We start from the raw sequence: 20,222 nt of genomic DNA on the forward strand, positions 1-20,222 counted from the left end.
CTGCCTCACCCAAAAGACCCTTGCCGCCCTGATGACTGACCAAGCGCCCGCTATTGACCAACTGCTGAAAAACCTCGATCACGCCATGCTCGCCGACCGCCACCGCTTGCGGCGGCAGTTGCTTGAGCTGCGCAAGAAGCCCGACGAGGAAAAACTGGCGCAGTGGGTCACGCGCATGCAGGCGTCCTGCGCCCAGGTCACGGCACGGCGCGCCAGCCTGCCGGTGATTCGCTACGACGACAGCCTGCCGATTGCCGCCAAGCGCGACGAGATCAAGGACGCGCTGAACAAACATCAGGTGCTGATCATTGCCGGCGAAACCGGTTCGGGTAAAACCACCCAGTTACCGAAAATCTGCCTGGAAATCGGTCGCGGCCAGTACGGTTTGATTGGCCACACCCAGCCACGCCGGATTGCCGCGCGCAGCGTTGCCAGCCGGGTTGCCGAAGAGTTGGCCACGCCTTTGGGCGCGTTGGTGGGCTATCAGGTCCGGTTCGAGGATCAGAGCGATTCCAACACCCTGATCAAGCTGATGACTGACGGCATCCTGCTGGCGGAAACCCAGAACGACCGTTACCTGGAACGCTACGACACGATCATCGTCGACGAAGCCCACGAACGCAGCCTGAACATCGACTTCCTGCTCGGTTACCTGAAAACCCTGCTACCGCGTCGCCCGGACCTCAAAGTCATCATCACCTCAGCCACCATCGACCTGGAGCGCTTTTCCAAGCACTTCGACGATGCACCGATTGTCGAGGTCTCGGGTCGCACGTTCCCGGTGGACACGTGGTACCGCCCGCTGACCCTGGAGCAGGACGAAGAGGGCAACCGCGTCGAGGATGACTTGACCGTTGACCAGGCGATTCTCGCCACCCTCGATGAAATTGCCGCTTACGAGCGCAGCGAACGGCGCAGCCCCGGCGATGTGTTGGTGTTTTTGCCGGGCGAGCGCGAGATTCGTGACGCCGCCGAGATGCTGCGCAAGGCCCAGCTCAAGCACACGGAAATCCTGCCGCTGTACGCGCGCCTGTCACCGGCCGAGCAGCAGCGGATTTTCCAATCCCACCCGGGCCGGCGCGTGGTGCTGGCGACCAACGTCGCGGAAACCTCGCTGACCGTGCCTGGCATTCGCTATGTGATCGACAGCGGCACCGCACGCATCAGCCGCTACAGCTACCGCGCCAAGGTGCAGCGCCTGCCGATCGAGGCGATTTCCCAGGCCAGTGCCAACCAGCGTAAAGGTCGGTGCGGCCGGGTCGAGCCGGGTATCTGCATCCGTCTGTTCAGCGAAGAAGATTTTATCGGGCGGCCGGAATTTACCGATCCGGAGATCCTGCGTACCAACCTCGCCGCCGTGATCCTGCAGATGCTGCACCTGCGCTTGGGTGAAATCACCGACTTCCCGTTTATCGAACCGCCGGATGGCAAGGCGATCAGCGACGGTTTCAACCTGTTGCAAGAGCTCTCGGCCGTGGACCGCAACAGCCAACTCACCCCGCTGGGCCGCCAACTGGCGCGCCTGCCGGTGGACCCGCGCATGGGGCGCATGTTGCTGGAAGCCGCCAAGCTCGGCAGTTTGCAGGAAGTGCTGATCGTCGCCAGCGCCATGTCGATCCAGGACCCGCGCGAGCGTCCGCCGGAGCGCCAACAGGCCGCCGACCAGGCCCATGCACAGTGGAAAGATCCCGATTCGGACTTCGCCGGGCTGGTCAATTTATGGCGCGGCTTTGAAGAACAACGCCAGGAATTGACTGCCAGCCCGTTGCGCAACTGGTGCCGCAAGAACTTCCTCAACTACCTGCGCCTGCGCGAGTGGCGTGATTCCCATCGCCAGTTGAGCCTGATCTGTCGTGACATGCAGCTGACCATCAACAAAGAACCGGCTGATTTCCCGAAACTGCACAAAGCGGTGCTCTCCGGCCTGCTCAGCCAGATTGGGCAGAAGACCGAAGACGGTGATTACCTCGGTGCGCGCCAGCGGCGCTTTTGGATTCACCCCTCGTCGGGTATCGGCAAGAAGCGTCCGCAATGGCTGATGACCGCCGAACTGGTGGAAACCACCAAGTTGTACGCGCGGATGGTCGCCAAGATCGACGCGGACTGGATCGAGCCGCTGGCCGGGCACCTGATCAAGAAAAACCACTTCGAGCCGCATTGGGAGAAGAAGCGCGGCCAAGTGGTGGCGTTTGAGCAGATCACCTTGTTCGGGTTGATTGTGGTCGGGCGCCGGCCGGTGCATTACGGGCCGATTGACCCGGTGGTGTCCCGCGAGCTGTTTATCCGCGAAGGCCTGGTGCGCGGCGAGATTCAATCCCGCGCCAAGTGCCTCACGGCCAACCAGCAACTGCTGGAACAACTCGACGAACTGGAAGCCAAGGCCCGCCGCCGCGACATCCTGGCCGATGAAGAAACCCTGTACGCCTTCTACGACGCGCGTTTGCCGGCGGAGATCCACCAGACCGCCACCTTTGACAGCTGGTACAAGGTCAACAGCCAGAAAGACCCGCAACTGCTGATCATGCGCGAAGAAGACGTGCTCGCCCGCGAGGCCAGTGAAGTCACCGCCGCGCATTACCCGGACACCCTTCACTTGGGCGATCTGGAACTGGCCCTGAGTTACCACTTCGAACCCAACCACCCGCGCGACGGCGTGACCCTGCGCGTACCGGCGCCGCTGTTGCCGGCCTTGCCGCCGGAACGTTTGGAATGGCTGGTGCCGGGGGTGATCGAAGCCAAGTGCATCGCCCTGGTGCGCAACCTGCCCAAAGCGCTGCGCAAGAATTTCGTGCCGGTGCCGGACTTCGTAAAGGCCGCACTGCAACGCATCGAGTTCGGTCAGGGCTCGCTGCCCCAGGCGCTGGGGCGTGAACTGTTGCGCATGACCGGCGCGCGGGTCAGCGATGAAGCTTGGGCCGAGTCGGCGCAGCAGGTGGAAAGCCACCTGAAGATGAACCTGGAAGTGGTCGACGGCCAAGGTAAGTTCCTCGGCGAAGGCCGCGACTTGGCTGAGCTGACCGCACGCTTTGCCGAAGCCAGCCAAGCCGCGTTGGCCGTGCCGCAAACGGCGAAAAGCCAGCAGCCGGTGGAAGCCAAGGTGTTCGCCGCCGTGGCCGAGAAAACCCAGCAAAAGATCGCTGGGCTGTCGATGACGGTGTACCCGGCGCTGGTGGAAGAAAACGGTACGGTCAAGGAAGGTCGTTTTTCCACCGCCGCCGAGGCTGAGTTCCAGCATCGCCGCGCGTTGCAGCGTCTGCTCATGCAGCAACTGGCGGAACCGGCGAAATTCCTGCGCGGCAAGCTACCCGGCCTCACCGAGTTGGGGCTGATGTACCGTGAATTGGGGCGTATCGACGCGCTGGTGGAAGACATCCTGCTGGCGAGCCTCGACACCTGCGTGCTCGAAGGCGAAGCCAGCCTGCCGCGTGATGGCGCTGGTTTGGCCGCTTTGGCCGAACGCAAGCGCGGCAGTTGGACCGAACACGCCGAACGCCAGGCGCGCTTGACCCTGGAGGTGCTGAAACTCTGGCATGGCTTGCAAAAGCGCTTCAAAGGCAAGATCGACCTGGCGCAGGCGGTGGCCTTGAATGACATCAAGCAGCAACTGAGTAATTTGGTCTATCCAGGTTTTGTGCGGGAAACCCCGGCGCAGTGGTTCAAGGAGCTGCCGCGTTACCTCAAGGCCATTGAGTTGCGTCTGGAAAAACTGCCGAGCCAGGTGCAAAAAGATCGGGTGTGGAGCAGCGAGCTCAGCGGTCTGTGGGTGCAATACCAGAACCGCCTGAACAAGCATGCCCAGGAAGGTAAGCGTGATCCTCAGTTGGAGCTTTATCGCTGGTGGCTGGAGGAATATCGGGTGTCGTTGTTTGCCCAGCAGTTGGGCACCAAAGTGCCAATTTCCGACAAGCGCTTGAGCAAGCAGTGGACGCTGGTCGAGGCCTGATCCCTTCACGATTTCCAGCATCGACAAGGTTTCAATGTGGGAGGGGGGTTGCTCCCGATGGCGGTCTATCAGAAACAAATTCTGTAACTGACACACCGCTATCGGGAGCAAGCCCCTCCCACACATTAAAAAGGTGTTTGTCTGGGAAGTGGCGCCAAACCCCAGCGTTTGTGGCAAACTTCGCGCCCATAAATGCCGGGATCGTCGTAGCAGCGACGCGATGGAATAAAGCGATGCCAGTTTGATGTCCGCTGGGCGGAATAGAACTACTCACAGTTTGGTACGACGGTACCAATATCTTCTGCCTGACAGATTTAGAGGAACGACCGTGCATAACGTCGTCATCAGCGGCACTGGCCTTTACACCCCTGCCAACAGCATCTCTAACGAAGAGCTGGTGCAGTCTTTCAATACCTACGTGCAGCAGTTCAATGCTGACAACGCCGCTGCCATCGAGCGTGGCGAGGTGCAGGCGCTGACTGAGTCCAGCGCGGCCTTTATCGAAAAGGCGTCAGGCATCAAGAGCCGCTTCGTGATGGACAAAGACGGCATTCTCGATCCGCAGCGCATGGCCCCACGCCTGCCTGAGCGCAGCAACGACGAATGGTCGGTGCTCTGCCAGATGGCCATCGGCGCCGCCGAACAAGCCCTGCAGCGTGCAGGCAAGACCGCCGCCGACATCGACGGCGTGATCGTCGCTTGCTCCAACCTGCAGCGCGCCTACCCGGCCATTGCCATCGAAGTCCAGGAAGCCCTGGGTATCGCCGGGTTCGGTTTTGACATGAATGTTGCGTGCTCCTCGGCGACCTTCGGCATCCAGAACGCCGCCAACAGCATCCAACTCGGCCAGGCCCGGGCGATCCTGATGGTCAACCCGGAGGTCTGCACCGGCCATCTGAACTTCCGCGATCGCGATAGCCATTTCATCTTTGGTGACGCCGCTACTGCTGTGGTCCTGGAACGTGCCGACCTGGCAACGTCCGAGCACCAGTTCGATGTGGTGAGCACCAAGCTGCTGACCAAGTTTTCCAACAACATCCGCAACAACTTCGGCTTCCTCAACCGTGCGGCGGAAGAGGGCATCGGCGCGCCCGACAAGCTGTTCGTGCAGGAAGGCCGCAAAGTCTTCCGCGACGTATGCCCGATGGTGGCCGAGCTGATCGGCGTGCACCTCGAAGAAAACCAGTTGAACGTGGCCGATGTGAAACGCTTCTGGCTTCACCAGGCCAACCTGAGCATGAACCACCTGATCGTGAAGAAACTGCTGGGCCGCGAAGCTACGGTAGAAGAGGCCCCGGTGATTCTCGATACTTACGCCAATACCAGCTCCGCTGGCTCGGTGATTGCGTTTCACACCTACCAGGATGACCTGCCCAAAGGGTCGGTTGCGGTGCTCAGTTCGTTCGGTGCAGGTTATTCCATCGGCAGCGTGATCCTGCGCAAGCGTTGATCCTGCGACAGGCCTTGCAGTGAAATCGAGGTAGACAATGGCAGCAGCGGACGACGCGCATCTGCTTGAACGCCTGCTCAAGGGTGATCAACGGGCTTACAAGGAGTTGGTCACCACCTACCAGAGCGCCATGCGGGCGGTGGCATATGCCATCGTCGGCCAGCGCCATGCCGATGAAATCGTCCAGGACGCCTGGCTGTCGGTAGTGCGCAACCTTTCCAAGTTCGAAGGCCGGTCCAGCCTCAAGACCTGGCTGCTGACCATCACCGCTAACGCCGCCAAGGGGCGCTACAAGCAGAATCGTCGTGAGGTGTTGCTCGACGATTTGCCTTCGCCCCACGGCACCATCGGCGATGACCGCTTTACCCCCGACGATGGCCACTGGGCGGTCGCCCCCTTTGCCTGGCATCAGGACACGCCGGAAGCCTTGCTGACCGAGGATGAGCTGCGTGATTGCCTGGAGCATACGTTGCTGAGTTTGTCGCAGTTGCAAAGCAGCGTCCTGGTGCTGCGTGAACGCCAGGGCCTGGAGTTGGAGGAGATTTGTAATCTCCTGACGCTCTCACTCTCCAATGTCCGTGTGCTGTTACATCGAGCACGGCTTAAAGTCTTTGCCACGGTGGAGCATTTTGAGGAAACGGGCGAATGTTGACCTGTAAAGAACAAGTGGCACGTTCCAGTGACTATCTCGATGGGCAACTGACCTTTCGCGAGCGCTTGCTGGTGCGTCATCACTTGATGTTCTGCCCGAACTGCCGCCGGTTTATCCGTCAGATGCGCCTGATGCAGGCGACCCTGAAGATCATGCCGGATGAGCCGGTGAAGGATGTGGATGCCTTGGCGCAACGGCTGGCTGCCGAGCGGCTCAAGGATCAATAAAGGCGGGGTAGAAGCAGACTCGCGTGGCGCGATCTAACGGATGATGGGGATCGATCTCGCCACGCAAGGCTGTTGCAACCACCTCGGGCCGTCCTGGCCCAAGGCTTATTACACGTACTGTTAGAACTTGGCTTCTGCGTCCAACTGCAGGGTATTGGCATTGGCGTCGCGGTAACCTGCGACGCTGGCGTAGTCTGCCTTGGTCAGGAAGTAAGTCGCGCCGATGGCGAAGTTCTTGTCGATGTCGTAACCGACCTTGAACTTGTGACCCCGTGCACCGGTGAAGCCGCCGGCGAAGTCCGAGTCGGTGAGGGCACCCACCACTGCGTAACGCTGCACATCGCGGTAGTTGTAGTCCAGGTTCAGGCCAAACACCTTGGACTTGGCACCCAGCAACCAGGCTGTGTCCTTGTCTTTATCAGTGGCTTTGGTGTTTTGCACGTACTGGCCGTAGAACGACAACGGTACGGCCAGGCCGCCGATATCGATTTGGCTGAAGCCTTCGTACAGGCGGTATTCGCTGGCATTGCCGGCCGTGGTGTTCGCCACGGTTTCAGCCGGGGTCAGGCACTGGAAGGAACCGGCGGTCGGGCAGCGGCTGTCTTCGTCATTCTGGAACGCATAGACACTGCCGCCCAGCGTCAGCTTCAGGTTGTCGGTCAGGGTGAAACGCGAGCCCAACTGGCCGGCGGTCATGCGCAGGTCATTGCGAAATTGCACGCCGTCGCCATTGACGTTGTCTTTGAGGTTATAGTTACCCAGGCTGCCGAACAGCTCGGCGCTGCTCCCCAGTGGGTATTTGTAGGTCAGGGCCAGACCTTCCGGGTTGATATCGCTATCCCAGATCACGTCGCCCATGCTGACCCACGGTTGCAGCATCTTGCCGCCGATCACGTGCAGGTTTTTGATCTGGTCCGGGTGGTAGTCGATGTAGCCCAGGTCCAGCCAGATCGACTTCTTGTTGAAGTAGCCATCCAGGTCCTGGTTGGTGGAACGGGCGTCGTCGCTGCTACCGGTAGCAATGCGGATGCCGGTATCCACTTGTGGGTTGATTTCGGTGTAGGCGCCCAGACGCGCGCGGATGCGCTCACGGTCCTTGTCCTTGCCGCCATTGTTGGGGGTGCCATCGATCTTGATGGTCTCGTGGCGGAAACGTACGTCACCCTTGAATTGTGTCTTGGCTGCCCAAGCCAGCTTCTGGTCGAAGCTGCTCAGCTCGTTGGTTTTTTTCGCGGTGGCCGCGATCTGTTCGTTGCTCTCTTGCTGAGCTTGCCGGGCGATCTGCTGTTCTTTCTGGTCTTTGGCCAACTCGTTTTGCAGTTCGGTGTACTGCGAAGCGGTGATCTGGCCGTTGGCCTTGAGCATGTCGAGCAGTTTAGCGTCGACTGCAGCGCTGGCCGGAACGCTCAGGGCCAGTAACAGGCCGCCGCACAGGGCCGCCGCAGTTTTAGTGGAAGCAAGACGCATATCAATCTCCGAAAGTGAGGAGGGATGGCAAACCATCCAGGACACAACCGACCGATGACGGACGGAAAAATAGCCGACTGGTAGAACCAGGCGCTCTAAAAACAGGCGTCAGTATCGCGATGGTTTATGACGCAGCAGTGGCGAAGTGATGTCATCTGTGTGACAAATTCTTTTGCCTCGGAACTATTGTTTTAGAGCCTTGTCGGGCGATTTGAGGGTGTGTGAAACCTAGCGATAAGCGATACTCGCGGAGCTTTTACGCCCTGATGTAGTGAGGATGCCGATGCCGTTGCAACGCCTGCAAAGCTTGTCCGAAATAGCCCCGCAGATCTGGGATGCCTTGGTGCCTCAGGCCCAACCGTTCGTGCGGCACGCGTTCCTGAGCGCCCTCGAAGACAGCGGCAGCGTCGGCCCGCACTCCGGCTGGCAGCCGGAGCATTTACTGCACTGGGAAGGTGATCGGCTGGTGGCGGCACTGCCGGGTTATCGCAAGTGGCATTCTTATGGCGAATACGTGTTCGATCACGGCTGGGCCGATGCCTGCGAGCGGGCCGGTATCGAGTACTACCCCAAATTGCTGACAGCTGTACCGTTCAGTCCGGTCAGTGGCCCGCGCCTGTTGGCGGCCAACGCACAGGATGGTTTCGAATTGCTCAACAGCCTGCCGGGCTACCTGGAAATCGAAGGGCTATCCAGTGCGCATATCAACTTTACCGATGCCTTGGCCGATGAGGCCTTAGCCCTGCAACCGGGCTGGATGCAGCGCTTGGGCTGCCAGTTTCATTGGCAGAACCGTGGCTACCGTGACTTCCAGGATTTCCTCGACGCCCTGAGTTCACGCAAGCGCAAGCAGATGCGCAAAGAGCGTGAGCAAGTGGCGGGGCAGGGTATCGACTTCGAATGGTTGCAAGGCCATGAGTTGAGCGAGGCGCAGTGGGATTTTGTCTACGCCTGCTACGCCAACACCTACGCGGTGCGCCGCCAATCGCCCTACCTGACCCGCGCGTTTTTCAGCCTGCTGGCCGAACGTATGCCCGAGGCAATCCGGGTGGTGCTGGCCAAACAAGGCGCGCGGCCGGTGGCCATGGCCTTCAGCCTGATCGGCGGTGACAGCTTCTACGGCCGCTACTGGGGTTGCCTGGCGGAGTTCGACCGCCTGCATTTCGAAACCTGTTTCTACCAGGGCATGGACTACGCCATTGCCCACGGCGTGCAACGCTTCGACGCTGGCGCCCAGGGCGAGCATAAATTGATTCGCGGGTTTGAGCCGGTGATTACCCACTCCTGGCATTACCTGCGCCATCCAGGGTTGAAGAATGCCGTGGAGGATTTTCTTGAGCGTGAGCGGGTAGGGATTCTGGCGTATGCCGAAGAGGCGAGGGCGGCCCTGCCTTATCGGCAGGGCTGACCCCCGCTGGTTTCAGGCTGAGTCCTCCCTGCCCAGCCATCGATAGGTAACACCGCCGATGACCGCACCGAGGATCGGCGCGAGCCAGAACATCCACAATTGCTGGATCGCCCACCCGCCCACGATCAGTGCCGGCCCGGTACTGCGAGCCGGGTTGACTGAGGTGTTGGTGACAGGGATGGAGATCAAGTGGATCAAGGTGAGCGCCAGGCCAATGGCGATGGGCGCGAGGCCCTTCGGGGCGCGGTGGTCGGTGGCGCCGAGGATGATCAGCACGAACATGGCCGTCATCACCAGCTCGCACACCAACCCCGCCGCTATCGAATAACCGCCCGGCGAATGCTCGCCATAGCCGTTGGAGGCCAGCCCGCCGGCCAGTTCAAAGCCAGGCTTGCCGCTGGCGATGAAGTACAACAATGCGGCGGCGACTACCCCGCCAATGACTTGGGCCACGATGTACGCCGGTAACTCCCTGGCCGGAAACCTCCCGCCCACGACCAGCCCCACCGATACCACCGGGTTGAGGTGACAACCGCTGATATGCCCAATGGCAAACGCCATGGTCAGCACCGTGAGCCCGAACGCCAGGGACACGCCCAACAACCCGATCCCGACAGCAGGAAACGCGGCGGCCAACACCGCACTCCCGCAACCGCCCAACACCAGCCAAAACGTACCCAGCCCCTCTGTGACTGAACGCTTGAACAAAGACATGCAGCACGTCCTTGATAGATCACTCTACCGAATCAGTAAATCAATGATGCTCCCTGCAGATTTACTTCAGCGCCCGTCTGGGCACTGCACTCAGTACAGCACGGTTTTTACACAAATCCAGGCGATGAAAAAGCGCCAAAGGGCTGTGGGCATTGGCGCGAACTGCACATTCTACTGAGTGGCTGGCTACTGAATGGCTGTGAGCAAATGTGGGAGAGGGCTTGCCCCCGATAGCCGTGTGTCAGTCACCGATGCAGCAACTGACACACCCTCATCGGGGGCAAGCCCCCTCCCACATTTTGAACGGCGTATAGGATTGAAATCCTCAGTCGATTCCGACAAACCCGCCCGTCTGGTGCTGCCACAACCGCGCATACAAGCCCTTATGGGCCAGCAACTCGGCATGGCTGCCGCTTTCGGCAATCTGGCCTTTCTCCAGCACCACCAAGCGATCCATCCGCGCAATCGTAGACAAGCGGTGTGCAATCGCAATCACGGTCTTGCCTTTCATCAGGGTTTCCAGGCTTTCCTGAATCGCCGCTTCCACTTCCGAGTCCAGGGCCGAAGTGGCTTCGTCCATGATCAGGATCGGCGCATCTTTGAGAAGCACGCGTGCGATGGCAATACGCTGACGTTGGCCACCGGAGAGTTTCACCCCGCGTTCGCCCACGTGTGCATCCAGCCCGGTGCGGCCTTCGGAGTCTGACAGCAGTGGGATGAACTCATCGGCGCGAGCCTTGTGCACGGCGGCCCAGAGCTCTTCGTCGGTGGCGTCGGGCTTGCCGTACAGCAGGTTGTCGCGGATCGAACGGTGCAGCAGCGAGGTGTCCTGCGTGATCATGCCGATTTGGGCGCGCAGGGATTCCTGGGCGACCTCGGCTATGTTCTGGCCATCGATCAGGATGCGCCCGCCTTGCAGGTCGTACAGACGCAGTAGCAGGTTGACCAGGGTCGATTTGCCCGCCCCGGACGGGCCGATCAGGCCGATCTTTTCACCGGCCTTGATCTCAAGGTTCAGGCCGCCAATGATCCCGCTCTGTTTGCCGTAGTGGAAATCCACCTGCTCAAAGCGTACTTCGCCACGGGGCACTGTCAGGCGGGGCGCGTTGTCGCGGTCAATCACCGCCAATGGCTGAGCGATGGTCTTGAGACCGTCCTGCACCATGCCGATGTTTTCGAAGATGCCGTTGACCACCCACATGATCCAGCCGGACATGTTGACGATGCGGATTACCAGACCGGTGGCCAGGGCAATCGCGCCCACGGAAATCAGCGACTGGGTCCATAGCCACAGGGCGAGGCCGGTGGTGGTGACAATCAGCAGGCCGTTCATGGTGGTGATCACGATGTCCATGCTGGTCACCACGCGGCTGGCCAACTGGGTTTTTTCGGTCTGCTCGATGATCGCTTCCTTGGCGTACTCCTGTTCGGATTGGGTGTGCGCGAACAGCTTCAAGGTGGTGATGTTGGTGTAACCGTCGACGATGCGGCCCATCAGTTTGGAGCGCGCCTCGGAGGAAATCACCGAGCGCTCCTTCACCCGTGGCACGAAGTAACGCAGTGCCAGGCTGTAGGCGATGATCCAGGTCGCCAGCGGGATCATCAGGCGCCAGTCGGCCTCAGCGAACAGCACCAGCGAACTGATGGCGTAGATCGCCACGTGCCAGATCGCATCCACCGCCGCCACGGCGGAGTCGCGCAGGGAGTTGCCGGTCTGCATGATGCGTTGGGCGATACGACCGGCGAAGTCATTCTGGAAGAAGTTGAGGCTCTGTTTGAGCACATAGCTGTGGTTCTGCCAGCGAATCAGGCTGGTCATCCCGGGGCTGATGGTCTGATGCACCAGCAAGTCATGCAGTGCGCCGAAGATCGGGCGCAGCAACAGGGCGACCACGGCCATCCAGATCAGCTCGGTGCTGTGGACCTGGAAGAAGTCAGCGGGCGGGGTGCCTTGGGCGAGGTCGATGATGCGGCTCAGGTAGCTGAACAGCGCGACTTCGATCAGCGCACCGATCAGTCCCACTACCAGCAAGGCGGCGAAGTGCGGCCACACCTGGCGCAGGTAGTAGAGGTAGAAGGGCAGGACTTTATCGGGAGGGGCTTCGCTGGGTGCGTCGCGGAAAATATCGATCAGTTGTTCAAAACGACGATAGAGCATTGAGTATGACGCCCGCTGTGCGGGCTCTCCTTTCAAATGCGCGCGCCGCCTTGTGGGCCGCGCGCGGAACTACCTGCTACCTCAGTCGATGCGCTTGGCCGACTTGATGTACACAGGATCGATTGGCACGTTCTGCATGCCCTGCTTGGTAGTGGTTTGCGAGTTGACGATCACATCAACCACGTCCATGCCCTTGACCACTTTGGCGAACACGGCATAACCGGCATCGCGACCCGGATCGAGGAAGGCGTTGTCAGCCACGTTGATGAAGAACTGGCTGGTCGCCGAGTTCGGGTCATTGGTGCGCGCCATGGACAAGGTGCCACGCACGTTATGCAGGCCGTTGCTGGCTTCGTTCTTGATCGGTGCTTCGGTCGGCTTTTGCGACATCGACTGGGTAAAACCGCCACCCTGGACCATGAAGCCCGGGATCACACGGTGGAAAATCGTGTTGGTGTAGAAACCCTTGTCGACATAGGCCAGGAAGTTCTTGGTACTGATCGGCGCCTTGACCGGGTCCAGTTCGATTTCAATGTCGCCGTTGGTGGTGGAGATCAATACGTGTGGCGCCTTGGCGGGTTCGGCCGCCATCAGGTTGGCAGCGAACAGAACGGAACCGGCAAAGAAGGCGATTTTTTTCAGCATGGGTCAGTGATCCTGGGTAGTGGTTTCGACTGTCTCTAGAAAATCGAGCAGGGTGGTATTAAAGACTTCGGGTTGGTCCAAGGGCGTGGCGTGGCGGGAATCCTTGATCACCACCAGCCGCGCATCGGGCAGCAGTTTTACATAGTTTTCTTTCTGGGCCACGGGGGTGTAGTCGTGGTCGGCGCTGATGACCAGGGTTGGACAGGTAATCCTCGAAAGTCGTTCCTGCACGCCCCAGCCCACAATCGCATCGAAGCTGGCGAGATAAGCACGTTTGTCGTTTTTTGCCCAGCGTTCGGCCATCTTGCGGCGCAGGTCGGCCTGCGCGGGTTTGGGGAACAGCCGGTCGCCGAGGGCCTTGCCGATGGTGGCCAGGCTGAGCACGCGGGCCAGCGTCCAGCGCTTGGCCCACTGCCAATAGTCATCGGCACTGCGCACCTTGACCTCGGGTGCGCTGTTGACGATGCACAGGCTTCTGACCAACGTAGGTTCATCCACGGCTAACTGGAAAGCGATCATGCCGCCCATGGACAGGCCCACCACATGAGCGGCAGGCAGGTTCAGGTGCTCGAACAGCGCCACCACGTCATGGGTGAACCCTGGGATGCTGTAACGCTCACGCGGTTTGTCTGAGCGACCATGACCGCGTACGTCCACCACGATCACCCGGTAGTGCCTGGACAGTACCGGAATCTGCAATTCCCAATCCTGGCTGCTGGAGCCCAGGCCGTGGATCAGCACCAGCGGTGTACCGTGGCCGTATTCCTCGTAGTGCAGGCTGCATCCTTCGTGGTCGAACCAGGCCATGGATGAACTCCGTTTCAGGCTTGTTGGGGGGCGGCGAAAGGTGCGTCCAGGGGCGCCGTGTCAAACGTGCGCAGTAATTCCACGAGGATCTGCGTCGCCGGCCCCAGGGGTTTGTCCTTGTTCGAGTACAGGTAGAACGCGGGGTGACGGCTGCCGCCCTGTTCCAAGGGTAGTTGCTTGAGCACGCCCTCGGCGAGTTCGCGTTCGATCATGTGCCGCGGCAGCCAGGCGAAGCCCAGGCCGCTGCCGACAAAGGCGGCCGCGGTGGCCAGGCTGCCGACGGTCCAGCGTTGTTCGGCGCCGAGCCAGCCTACATCCCGTGGCTGCTGGCGGCCGGAGTCGCGGATCACCACTTGCATCTGGCTTTCCAGGTCCTGGAAGCTCAGCTCGCGATTCATACGGTGCAGCGGATGCTCGGGGTGGGCCACGGCGACGAATTCCACGTCGCTCATTTCCGTGCCCAGGTAACCGGGGATGCTGAAGCCGCAGATCGCCAGGTCGGCCACGCCTTCGATCAACAACTCTTCAACGCCGGACAACACCTCTTCACGCAGGCGCACGCGGCAACCACGGCTTTGCGGCATAAAGGCCGTGAGAGCGCGCACCAGGCGGGCGTTGGGGTAGGCAGCGTCCACGACCAGCCGCACTTCGGCTTCCCAGCCCTGTTCCATATGGTGGGCGAGGTCTTCCAGCTGACTGGCGTTTTTCACCAGTTGCCGGGAGCGGCGCAACAGCACTTCACCGGCGTCAGTGAGCACGGCTTTGCGCCCGTCGATGCGCAGCAGCGGCACGCCAAGCTGGTCTTGCATACGGGCCACGGTGTAGCTCACCGAAGACTGCGAACGGTGCAGCGCTTCGGCCGCCTGGGCGAAGCCGCCATGGTCGACCACGGCTTGCAGCGTGCGCCATTGATCGAGGGTAACGCGGGGCGCTTTCAAGATAGGTTCCTCTTGTCCTAAGCTGGCGGTCCTTATTGGAGACTGCCGAATGAGAAAATTTTGTTATGTGCTGTTGGCCCTGCTGCCGATGAGCGCGTTTGCGTACCCCATCGACGTGACAAAAAAGATCAGTGGCGTGAGCGTGGACTACACCGCCTCAGACGTGGACGGCGACATCAGTTCGATTCAACTAAACAACTACGGCACCAACGATGCCTTGTGCTCGGTAGTCTTCACCAATGGCCCGGAGGCGCCCCGCCGACGCACGGTCTCGGTGCCGGCAGGCAAAAGCACCAACACCACGGTCAAGTTCAACCGCGCCATTATCAAGATGCGGATTGCCTTGGACTGCGCGCCAAAATAAAGGGGTAGCGGAGCATGTCTACAGGAATACTCCGCATATCAACAAATTTCTAGATGGGTTATAGCAGTTTTTTGCGCTTTTTTATCGAATGAGCCATGGTTAATCTTTTCTCCATCGACTTACAGCATTTACAGATGGAGCCTACGAAGCCATGTCCAACGTTCTGATCATCGAAAGCAGCGCCCGCCAACAGGACTCGATCTCCCGTCAACTGACCCAGCAGTTCATCAGCCAATGGCAGGCCGCCCACCCGGCAGACCAGATCACCGTGCGCGACGTGGCCCTCAACCCGGTGCCGCACTTGGACGCCAACCTCCTTGGCGGCTGGATGAAACCTGCGGATCAGCGCAACGACAGCGAGCAGGTCTCCCTCGACCGCTCCAACGAATTGACCGACGAACTGCTCGCCGCCGACGTACTGGTGATGGCCGCGCCGATGTACAACTTCGCCATCCCCAGCACCCTCAAGGCCTGGCTGGATCACGTGTTACGCGCTGGTGTGACCTTCAAGTACACCCCCACCGGCCCACAGGGTCTGTTGACCGGCAAGCGTGCCATTGTCCTGACCTCGCGCGGCGGCATCCACGCCGGCGCCAGCTCCGATCACCAGGAACCTTACCTGCGCCAGGTCATGGGGTTTATCGGGATTCATGACGTCACCTTCATTCACGCCGAAGGGGTGAACCTGAGCGGTGACTTCCAGGAAAAGGGCATCAACCACGCCAAGGCCCTGCTGGTGCAGCTCGTGGCATGAGCCGCTTGATCCTTTAATCGTCAGATAATCGCGCGGTGTTTATATCGCTCCACGCAAACCCTTCAAGTACGCGTACGAACCTCCCTTTGCACTTGTTGCTCCTAAGTGCTCCTGCCCGACTGACGCTTTAGCGAGGTCGGGTTTTTTTTGCCCTGAGTTTCTTCAAACCCTGAAAACCTTTAATGTCGCGCCCATTCGAAGCGAGGCACACATGGGCTATCTACTGGTTGTCACCCTGATTCAGGCATTTTCCTTCAGTCTGATCGGCGAATACCTCGCCGGTCATGTCGACAGTTACTTCGCCGTGCTGGTACGCGTCGTGCTGGCCGGGCTGGTATTTATCCCGCTGACCCGCTGGCGCTCGGTAGAGCCGGCCTTCATGCGAGGCATGCTGGTGATCGGCGCGCTGCAGTTTGGCGTGACCTACGTGTGCCTGTACCTGAGTTTTCGCGTGCTCACGGTGCCGGAGGTGTTGCTGTTCACCATCCTCACGCCGTTGCACGTGACGCTTATCGAAGATGCGCTTAACCGGCGGTTCAATCCCTGGGCCCTGGTCGCCGCCTTGGTGGCAGTGGCGGGGGCGGCGGTGATTCGTTTCGATCAGATCACGCCTCACTTCCTGATGGGCTTCCTGCTGCTGCAACTGGCCAACTTCACCTACGCCGCCGGGCAAGTGATGTACAAGCACCTGGTAGCGCGTTATCCGAGTGACCTGCCGCACTACCGGCGCTTCGGTTACTTCTACCTCGGTGCGTTGCTGGTGGTGTTGCCGGCGTTCCTGCTGTTCGCCAAGGCCGACTTTCTCCCGCAAGCGCCGCTGCAATGGGGTGTGTTGGTGTTCCTCGGGCTGGTCAGCACGGCGCTGGGCATGTACTGGTGGAACAAGGGCGCGTGTTTGGTGCATGGCGGCACGCTGGCGGTGATGAACAATCTGCATGTACCAGTGGGGTTGTTGCTGAACCTGCTGATCTGGAACCAACACGAACCATTGGGCCGCCTGGCGTTGGGTGGGTTGGTGATTCTGGGGGCGGTGTGGATCAGTCGGTTGGGCATAAAGCCTGCGCCTGGCGTAAAGTCTGCGACGTGATGGCCCCAAGGCATGCGTGAGCGGCAATGAAAGTCTGTTATAGAAAAGAACGGTGTGGGGGCGGCAGAGTGGACAAGATTGATGAACTGATCATTGCAGCCTTGAAGGACGACTCCCGGGTCAGCCTGGCGCAATTGGCGCGGCAAGTTCATAAGTCGCGAACAGCGGTGGAGTCGCGTGTCCAGAAGTTGATTGAAAAGGGCATCATCCTAGGCTTCACCATCAACGTAGCCGAGGGCGATGAGACCCTGCAAGCGGCGTTCTTGATGCTGACGCTCAATGGCAGCAACTGCCACCTGGTGTTTCCGAAGATCCAGCAGTTCAGCCAAGTGGTGCACGCCTACTCACTGTTTGGCGACGTGGACATGATGCTCGACGTTCGCTACAGGAGCTTTGAAGAACTGATGGTCTTCAAGGAAAGCCTGCTGAACATCGAGCATGTGAAGGAAGTCGTGGTCAACCCCGTGCTAAAGGCCTGGCGCTAGGCGCCGGCCGTTTCTTCAACGCGTGGCTTCAGGCGTGATCGCGAACCGTTTCAAGGAAGTGATGGCTCAGGTTCGGCATTTTCTGACGAAGCGTGTCCACCAGCTCTTCGATGACGCCTTGGTTGAATTGAAGCGACGTGTCGTCATGCCCCAGGATCACCACCAGAAGCCTTGACGAGTCCTTCGTCAGCCGGAAGTCATGGGCGTCGGCGTCAACCTTGCCGATGCTCGCCAACGGCACATCCCCGCAGGTATAGACGATATCTCCAACGGGAATGGTGATGGCCTTCTTGGCAAACAGTGGGCGTAGAACCCTTGGTTTGTCAGAGCGCATCACGTAGATGTCATCTTTCTGATGATAGGTGTGCACACCGATGCTGACCCCATGGCGGATCGAGACTGCGTTATAGGCGTCAACGATGTTGTTGATGGGGTACACGCCCTTGGCGATGAAACGCCGCAGCAGCTTTTCGTTGGCGCTGACAGTGTTTTCGTAGCCGAGTTTTTTGAGCTGCTTGGCAAACCCTTCATACACGATGTTCGAGTCCAGCTCATTGAGGCGGGATGCGACGTGGTTCAGGTTGCTCTGCAACACCCCGACGAAGCTTTGGTCGTCTGAAACGGTGATGTCTTCGATAACCGCGGCGCACGCATTATTGATGCCCAGCTCACAGGCTGATTTTTTGATGATCAAGCGACTTTGCATAACCTTAGCCCCAGAGTAGTTTTCGAAGGTTCGCGGTACTGGTGTCCAGTTGCAGCGCCGAAGGACTCTGTAGCCAGAACAGCCCCGGACAGGTGGCGAAGTCGATTGTGACCGGCGTGGTATGACCGGGAGCGATGAAGTACCGGTGGCCGCAATAGGCCTCGTCCGCTTGCGCACTCTGGAGGGCCTGGGGAGAGGGAGGATAGAAGGTGCGTTGTGCGTCGGAGCAGAAGAAACCGATCCGGCCATGGCTGATCTGGCTCGCTGCATCAGCTTGCGGGCGTGGGTGGCCGAGGTAGCTGTCGATCGACAGCGACAGCAAGTCGGGGTGATAGACCTGTTGAAACAGAAGGGGCGCGATGCCGCCGTGCAAGCGACCTCCGGCTTCAATCATCACCGGCCCGGCATCGGACCAAATGATCTCCATATGAATCGGCCCGACCCGCACGCCGAGCGCCGCGGCTGCCTGGCGGGCGTAATCGGTCAGCGGTTGCAGGTGCGCAGCCTGGGGATCAAGCGTGTCCAGGCTTTCGTAGACAAACATGCTGCCGTTCTTCTGGATCTTGGTGTACTTGCAGACACTGGCAATGATGTACGTGCCGTTGAAGGCGACCATATCCACCACGTACTCCGGCCCCGCGATAAACGACTGCACGATAAACCCCAGGTTGACCTCACCCAGGTCATTCTTCTGCTGCCAGGCCGCGTTTCTCAACGCGGTCTCTGCTTCGCCTTTGCCCTGGGCAAACACCACGCCTTCGGTGGCGGCCGAATTCAGCGGCTTGACCACATAGGTGGCCGACTCTTCCAGCTTGGCCACCACTTCGCCAATGCGGCTTGGCGAGCTCAACAGGTGCGAGTCGATGTGCGCCAACTGGTGTTTTTTCAGCGCCTGCTGCATGGAGAATTTGTTGCGCCGCAGGTCGCTGGTGATACGGCTGTTACCCGGAATGCTGAGCAACTCCGTCAGGTAGTCCGTGAGGTAGATGGCGGTTTCGCAACCGGCGATTACTGCGCTCAAAGACAACGTTTCCAGGGTGATCAGCAGGCTCTCTTCCCAGTGATACACCTCATGGAAATTCTCAGCGACCAGGTCGTTGGTGAAGTGTTCGGGCAAGGCGCGTGTGGAGATCACGGCGATGCACCGTATGCCTTGCGCGTTGAGCAGGGGCGCATAGAGCTTGCCCGTGGAGAATGGGTCAACAATCAGTACGGTTTTCACGTCGTGCAATCCTTATTCCGTGGTGGCGGCAGGCGAGGCTGCGGGGGTCAGGTTCCACGCCAGTACGGCAGTGGCCAACAGGCCGGCGGAGACGATCATCAACAGCCGTGCGCCTTCGAGTCCGAGAAAGCCCGAGGTGGTAAAGAACGTCAGGATCATCGGTGCCGAGCCACTGACCAGCAGGTAGTAGAGCGAGCTTTTCGCGGCGATGACGTCGGCTACCCGGTCGTTGGGCGCCGATTCGATCAGGGTTTTACGCAGTTGGATCCGCAGGCTGTTGATGCAAAAGCCCAGCAGGAACGCAGCGGCCATCATCACGTAGAGATTATGGAAGTAGACGATTGCCACGTCCGCCAGAATCACCAGTGCGATGGCCCCATAGCTGTTGAGCTTGATACGCGGAAGCACGGCGGCGCTGAAGGCCCCCAGGCCGGCCAGGCCACTGGCGACGCCAAACAGGGTGGCGTTCCACTCATTGAGCTTTTGAAAAACGATAGGCACCAGGCTGTTGAACGCGCCGATATGGAAGCCGATCATGCTCAGCACAATGATCAGAATGTAGAGGTTGCGCGGCAGGTCCAGCGGCGCGGCGGCGGTGGAGGCTGCGGTCTGATCGGTGCCATGTGCGCTGGGGCTGTCGGCCACCAGGTAGACGCCCGCCAGTGACACAATCGCCGCCAGGCTGATGATTTGCAGCGTCTCGTTGACCGAGAACACATCCACGATCAAACCGCCCAGGAGCGCGCCGCCGAAGGCACCGATCTGGATGGAGGTTTGCATCAACCGCGCGCAGGTATCGCTGTCGGTGAGGCCTGCCAGCACCAGCTTGGTGTTTTTCGATTCCAGGGTACTGATGGTGAAGTAGTCGGTGACGCCCACCACAAACGCGATCGCCAGGAAGCCGATCGGCAGCAAGGCGGCCTGGGTAAACGACAATCCCAGGACGGCGGCGAACGCAGCCAGGCGTATGTACAGCAGCCGTTTCAGGCTGAGTTCAATCGTGAAGAACTTGCCGATGTACTGTTCACATAAATAGGGCACCACGGTCGCTACACACAAGGTGGCGCCTACCAGGAATGTCGAGCCGGTGGTCTCAAGGCCAAACCAGACCATCGCGATCACAATCGCCATGTCGAGGCCGGTGAAGAGGGTCACGATTGAATAGAACGCGGTCAGTGTCGAATTAGTCTTCATG

General features: G+C 59.9%; 18 protein-coding genes. 9 read left to right on the forward strand and 9 right to left on the reverse strand.

What is annotated here, in order from left to right; genetic code table 11:
• Positions 1 to 31 precede the first annotated feature (31 nt).
• The 4 genes from hrpA (at position 32) to ACKZ62_RS07435 (ending at position 6,272) form a co-directional block, all read left to right on the forward strand.
• Entirely contained in the window at positions 32 to 3,943 is a 3,912-nt protein-coding gene (gene hrpA, locus ACKZ62_RS07420) for an ATP-dependent RNA helicase HrpA (protein WP_122754463.1), read from the forward strand.
• 328 nt (positions 3,944 to 4,271) lie between these two features.
• Positions 4,272 to 5,393 (forward strand): beta-ketoacyl-ACP synthase III, encoded by a 1,122-nt coding sequence (locus tag ACKZ62_RS07425; RefSeq protein ID WP_032887699.1) that lies wholly within the window; start codon positions 4,272 to 4,274, stop codon positions 5,391 to 5,393.
• 37 nt (positions 5,394 to 5,430) lie between these two features.
• The gene (locus ACKZ62_RS07430) at positions 5,431 to 6,045 is read left to right on the forward strand and encodes an RNA polymerase sigma factor (protein ID WP_032887701.1); all 615 of its coding nucleotides are present in this window, start codon (positions 5,431 to 5,433) and stop codon (positions 6,043 to 6,045) included.
• Positions 6,039 to 6,272 carry an anti-sigma factor family protein gene (locus ACKZ62_RS07435; protein WP_032887702.1) on the forward strand — a complete coding sequence of 78 codons (234 nt, stop codon included), beginning with the start codon at positions 6,039 to 6,041 and terminating at the stop codon, positions 6,270 to 6,272. The genes ACKZ62_RS07430 and ACKZ62_RS07435 overlap by 7 nt, the downstream gene beginning before the upstream one ends.
• Positions 6,273 to 6,392: 120 nt before the next feature.
• Here ACKZ62_RS07435 and ACKZ62_RS07440 read toward each other — a convergent pair whose 3' ends face one another.
• Complete coding sequence (locus ACKZ62_RS07440) at positions 6,393 to 7,739, reverse strand: putative porin (RefSeq protein ID WP_032887704.1); 1,347 nt, start codon at positions 7,737 to 7,739, stop codon at positions 6,393 to 6,395.
• A gap of 283 nt (positions 7,740 to 8,022) precedes the next feature.
• Between ACKZ62_RS07440 and ACKZ62_RS07445 the strand changes: the two genes are divergently transcribed.
• On the forward strand, positions 8,023 to 9,147 hold the full coding sequence (locus ACKZ62_RS07445) for a GNAT family N-acetyltransferase (RefSeq protein WP_427583720.1): 1,125 nt from the start codon (positions 8,023 to 8,025) through the stop codon (positions 9,145 to 9,147).
• A 12-nt stretch (positions 9,148 to 9,159) separates the two neighbouring features.
• On the opposite strand, the gene aqpZ is transcribed toward ACKZ62_RS07445, so the two are convergent.
• The 5 genes from aqpZ to ACKZ62_RS07470 form a co-directional block, all read right to left on the reverse strand.
• The gene (gene aqpZ / locus ACKZ62_RS07450) at positions 9,160 to 9,861 is read right to left on the reverse strand and encodes an aquaporin Z (protein WP_447096484.1); all 702 of its coding nucleotides are present in this window, start codon (positions 9,859 to 9,861) and stop codon (positions 9,160 to 9,162) included.
• Positions 9,862 to 10,186: 325 nt separating this feature from the next.
• On the reverse strand, positions 10,187 to 12,019 hold the full coding sequence (locus ACKZ62_RS07455) for an ABC transporter ATP-binding protein (protein WP_447096485.1): 1,833 nt from the start codon (positions 12,017 to 12,019) through the stop codon (positions 10,187 to 10,189).
• An 81-nt stretch (positions 12,020 to 12,100) separates the two neighbouring features.
• A complete protein-coding gene (locus ACKZ62_RS07460) occupies positions 12,101 to 12,664 on the reverse strand; it encodes a peptidylprolyl isomerase (protein ID WP_032887711.1) in 564 nt (187 codons plus the stop codon).
• A 3-nt stretch (positions 12,665 to 12,667) separates the two neighbouring features.
• A complete protein-coding gene (locus tag ACKZ62_RS07465; RefSeq protein ID WP_032887712.1) occupies positions 12,668 to 13,471 on the reverse strand; it encodes an alpha/beta fold hydrolase in 804 nt (267 codons plus the stop codon).
• Positions 13,472 to 13,485: 14 nt separating this feature from the next.
• Positions 13,486 to 14,409, reverse strand: a complete 924-nt coding sequence (locus tag ACKZ62_RS07470) for a PA3225 family LysR-type transcriptional regulator (RefSeq protein WP_032887714.1) — start codon at positions 14,407 to 14,409, stop codon at positions 13,486 to 13,488.
• Positions 14,410 to 14,458: 49 nt separating this feature from the next.
• Here ACKZ62_RS07470 and ACKZ62_RS07475 point away from each other — a divergent pair, with 49 nt between their 5' ends.
• From ACKZ62_RS07475 to ACKZ62_RS07490, 4 genes are all read left to right on the forward strand, one after another.
• A complete protein-coding gene (locus ACKZ62_RS07475; protein WP_032887716.1) occupies positions 14,459 to 14,773 on the forward strand; it encodes a hypothetical protein in 315 nt (104 codons plus the stop codon).
• A 151-nt stretch (positions 14,774 to 14,924) separates the two neighbouring features.
• Entirely contained in the window at positions 14,925 to 15,527 is a 603-nt protein-coding gene (locus ACKZ62_RS07480) for an FMN-dependent NADH-azoreductase (protein ID WP_447096486.1), read from the forward strand.
• A gap of 211 nt (positions 15,528 to 15,738) precedes the next feature.
• Complete coding sequence (locus ACKZ62_RS07485; RefSeq protein ID WP_032887720.1) at positions 15,739 to 16,614, forward strand: carboxylate/amino acid/amine transporter; 876 nt, start codon at positions 15,739 to 15,741, stop codon at positions 16,612 to 16,614.
• A gap of 68 nt (positions 16,615 to 16,682) precedes the next feature.
• On the forward strand, positions 16,683 to 17,099 hold the full coding sequence (locus ACKZ62_RS07490; protein WP_032887722.1) for an Lrp/AsnC family transcriptional regulator: 417 nt from the start codon (positions 16,683 to 16,685) through the stop codon (positions 17,097 to 17,099).
• Between the two features lie 28 nt (positions 17,100 to 17,127).
• Here ACKZ62_RS07490 and ACKZ62_RS07495 read toward each other — a convergent pair whose 3' ends face one another.
• Genes ACKZ62_RS07495 through ACKZ62_RS07505 form a run of 3 tightly spaced genes read right to left on the reverse strand, consistent with a single transcriptional unit; the run spans position 17,128 to position 20,221 of the window.
• Positions 17,128 to 17,805, reverse strand: coding sequence for a phenylalanine--tRNA ligase beta subunit-related protein (locus tag ACKZ62_RS07495; RefSeq protein WP_032887724.1), 678 nt, complete (start codon positions 17,803 to 17,805; stop codon positions 17,128 to 17,130).
• Between the two features lie 4 nt (positions 17,806 to 17,809).
• Positions 17,810 to 19,027, reverse strand: a complete 1,218-nt coding sequence (locus tag ACKZ62_RS07500) for an ATP-grasp domain-containing protein (RefSeq protein ID WP_339482045.1) — start codon at positions 19,025 to 19,027, stop codon at positions 17,810 to 17,812.
• Between the two features lie 12 nt (positions 19,028 to 19,039).
• On the reverse strand, positions 19,040 to 20,221 hold the full coding sequence (locus ACKZ62_RS07505) for an MFS transporter (protein ID WP_447096487.1): 1,182 nt from the start codon (positions 20,219 to 20,221) through the stop codon (positions 19,040 to 19,042).
• Position 20,222 lies beyond the last annotated feature (1 nt).

Source organism: Pseudomonas sivasensis, from assembly GCF_052938085.1.